Source organism: Chloroflexota bacterium (assembly GCA_018648225.1).
Lineage (GTDB): Bacteria > Chloroflexota > Anaerolineae > Anaerolineales > UBA11858 > NIOZ-UU35.
Genome location: JABGRQ010000149.1, coordinates 9,168 through 12,811 on the forward strand (window position 1 = coordinate 9,168; position 3,644 = coordinate 12,811).

Consider the following 3,644-nt stretch of genomic DNA (forward strand, 5'->3'; position numbering starts at 1 on the left):
CCCAGCGTATTGAGCCAGGCAATCTGGACTTCATGCTCGAATTGCACCAACTCCAGTGGGAGCGGGAAGCGTCGCCCCAGCGCGGGCACGAGCTTCGATTCGTCAACGATGACGATGAAGTGCTGTGCGTGTATCTCGACGATTTTCTCCCGCAGGAGGGCGCGCCCCAATCCTTTGATCAGATTGAAGTTTGGATCCACCTCATCGGCGCCATCCACCGCCAGGTCTAGGTTGGGATGCTCGCTTAATCGCACCAGGGGAATCCCCAGGCTGCGCGCCTGTTGCGCAGTTGAGAGCGATGTCGGGACTCCTTTGATGTGGGTCAGCCGCCCTTGCCGGATACTCTCTCCGAGCATCTCCACAAAATAGGCAGTCGTGGAGCCGCTGCCCAGCCCGAGGGTCATCCCGCTTTGGACGAATTCGAGCGCCTTGCGAGCGGCTTGTTGTTTCAGGTTCATGCTTATTTCCCTAGAAGTTCGCGGGTGATTTTGACAATATTTCCAACGCTGAAGCCAAATTTTTCATAGATCGTTTCATACGGGGCGGAGGCGCCAAAGTGATCCAGGCCAATCATTACACCCTGATTGCCCAGGTAGCGCGCCCAGGCCAGCGATGAGCCGGTTTCGATGGCGACGCGGGGCATATCGGGCGGCAGTACGCTTTGGCGGTATTCTTCAGATTGAGCGTCGAAGAGTTCCCAACTTGGCATTGAAACCACACGGGCAGCAATGCCATCGTCTGCCAGCGCTGTTTTGGCATCCATAGCGAGTTCAACTTCGGAGCCTGTCGCGATCAGCGCCACTTCGGGTTCAACCCATTTGGGTTCTGCGAGCACATACGCGCCTTGCGCTGTCCCATTATCCACGGGCGTGATTTGCGGCAGATTTTGGCGGGTGAGTGCCAGCGCGGTGGGGCCTTGCCGTTGCAACGCAATCTTCCAGGCTTGGGCGGTTTCATTGCCATCCGCCGGGCGCAAAGTCACCAGGTTGGGAATCGAGCGCAGCATGGTCAGCGTCTCCACTGGCTGGTGGGTTGGTCCATCTTCGCCCAGGCCAATGCTGTCATGGGTGAAGACATATACAACGGGGATATTCATCATCGCCGCCTGCCGGATGGCCGGGAGCATGTGATTGGCGAATACCAGGAAAGTGCCTCCGAAGGGGCGCAGGCCGTGCAGCGCCAACCCGTTCATCACCGCGCCCATGCCGTGTTCGCGGATGCCATAATAGATATACGAGCCGCCATAGTTATCGCGCTGGATAGGCTCGGTTCCCGCGGCTTTGGTTTTATTGCTGCCGGTTAAATCGGCTGAACCGCCCAGCATCGTGGGGATTTGTGGAACGAGCGCGTCCAGCACTGTACCGGATGTGACGCGGGTAGCAATGGCTTTATCGCCGGTGAAATCGGGCAACGCTGCCTGCCATTCGGCGGGGAGTTCGCCACTTGTGAATGCATCCCAGGCGGCAGCCAGTTCGGGGTGTTCTTTGCGATAGCTGCCGAGCATGGCCTCCCACTTGGTCTGACGGGCTGCGCCCTCTGTTTTGACGTCGGCAAAGCGCTGTTTGGCTTCCTCGGGGAAGTGGAAGCGCGGTTCAACCGGCCAGCCAAAATGCGCTTTGGTCGCGGCCAGCCCATCGTCGCCCAGCGGCGAGCCGTGGACTTTGGGTGTATCTTGCAGCGGGCTGCCGTAGCCAATGTGGGTTTTGCAGGCGATCAGCGTGGGGCGCTCGGTTTCGGCCTGTGCGGCGCGAATGGCTTCGTCGATGGCTTGCATATCGTGGCCGTCCATGCTCAGGGTGTGCCAGCCGTAGGCCTCAAAGCGGGCTGGTACATTGGTGCTGCTGGAAGCGGTAATATTACCGTCAATGGAGATATTGTTATCATCCCAGAAGACAATCAATTTTCTCAGCCCTAAATGCCCGGCCAGCGAGCAGGCCTCATGGGAAATGCCTTCCATCAGGTCGCCGTCGGAGGCCACTACATAAGTGTAGTGGTCCACAATGGGGAAATCGGGTTTGTTGAAGCGCGCCGCCAGCCAGCGCTCGGCCAGGGCCATGCCCACCGCGGTCGAAACGCCTTGCCCCAGCGGGCCAGTGGTGAGTTCAATGCCTAAATGCAGGTCATATTCTGGATGTCCCGCGGTGTGGCTGCCCCACTGACGAAAATTTTTCACATCTTCCAATGTCAACGGATACCCTGTAGCGTGCAGCAATGCGTAGAGCAGCGCGGATCCGTGCCCGGCAGAGAGTACAAATCGGTCTCGGTCGGGCCAAACGGGCGAGTTGGGATTATGCTTGAGAAAGCGTGTGTACAAAACAGTAACAATATCGGCGACGCCAAGCGGCAGACCAGGGTGCCCCGAGTTGGCCTGTTGTACAGCATCGACAGCTAACATGCGCAGCGTGGTAGCGCAAAGTTGGTCGGTTTGATCGTATGGCTTGGATGTTTGGTTCATGAGGTACTCCCAGTAATCTCGGAAACTTTTCGCGAATGTGGTGTCGTCAAATTACACGGTGCTGCGCTGAGCGAGATGGCGATGTTCTTCTCGCAGCTCTTCGCGTGCTAAAAGCATGTGATATACAATCATCAATTGGGTTAGCGCCAGCGGGTGTGAAATTCGGGTTTCTGTGCCATCGGTATAGGCACCATATTGATCAGGACACAATTCTTTGAGTTTGGCTGAACGCTCTTGAAGCCGCGTCCAGATCAGCTCTTCGACTTCGGTGGCTTTTTGATCCGGAATTTTACCGCTGATATCAAGCGCTTCAATCAGCCAATCATCCTGGCGCTGGTAGCTGGTGCAAATGCTGCTGTTTTTTTCATTTTCATCGCAATCCACCAACTCCGACAGATTGGGATGCGGGAGCGTGGGGCGCAGCATCAACTGCACGTTGAGGTGTTCGCCAATTTCCTCTTCTTGTCCAACTGGACGATGAAATTTGACCAGAATATCGGCATCGCCCATTTGGGGTTGGATGAAATTTCGCGAGTCGTTGACGCGTTTTTCGAGGGAAGACCGTACTTGCTCGGGGGTGTAGCCACGTTTCATGGTGTCTCGCTTGATCTTCCATTGGACGCGCAGCTCCTCCTCGGGGGCAAGATAAACCTTTACATCGAAGTTGCGCCTCAGGCCGCGGTTATGCAGCCCCAGCAATCCCTCGGCGATGATGAATTCGGTGGGCTCGATATACTCCGGGGGGTCAAAATCCCCGGTGCTATGATTATAAATCGGTTTAAGAATCGCATGGCCTCGGCGAAGATTGTCGAGGTCCTGTTCCATGATGTCCATATAATTGCAGGCGGGGTCCAGGGCGCTGATGCCCATCTCTTTACGCTGGGCGCGATTGTAGCGGTGATAATCATCTGTGCAGATGACGGTGACGCGGTTTTCACCCAAAATGCGGGCGATACCGGCAGAGATGGTTGTTTTACCCGCCGCGCTATCGCCAACAACCCCCAGTAGAATTGTCTTCTGGTATGGCATGTCTTCCTCCTGATTGATTTGGCGTAAGACCTGACGGACTGTAAAGCCCCCGTCAGGTCTGGTATTCTTTGGCGTATTTAGAACTTCACTTCAGCCCAGAGATCCAATGCCTCACGCAATTCTCTGCTTTCTTTGGCCGCTTGTTCAAGGGTGATGCCCT

The 3,644-nt window shown here is 56.1% G+C and carries 3 protein-coding genes; all 3 read right to left on the bottom strand.

The window, feature by feature from the left end; all coding sequences use genetic code 11:
• Positions 1 to 458 (bottom strand): ribose 5-phosphate isomerase A (gene rpiA, locus HN413_14250; GenBank protein MBT3391557.1); only part of this gene is annotated, 458 nt, incomplete at its 3' end.
• A gap of 2 nt (positions 459 to 460) precedes the next feature.
• Entirely contained in the window at positions 461 to 2,455 is a 1,995-nt protein-coding gene (gene tkt / locus HN413_14255) for a transketolase (protein MBT3391558.1), read from the bottom strand.
• 51 nt (positions 2,456 to 2,506) lie between these two features.
• The gene (locus HN413_14260; GenBank protein MBT3391559.1) at positions 2,507 to 3,484 is read right to left on the bottom strand and encodes a phosphoribulokinase; all 978 of its coding nucleotides are present in this window, start codon (positions 3,482 to 3,484) and stop codon (positions 2,507 to 2,509) included.
• Between the last annotated feature and the right edge of the window lie 160 nt (positions 3,485 to 3,644).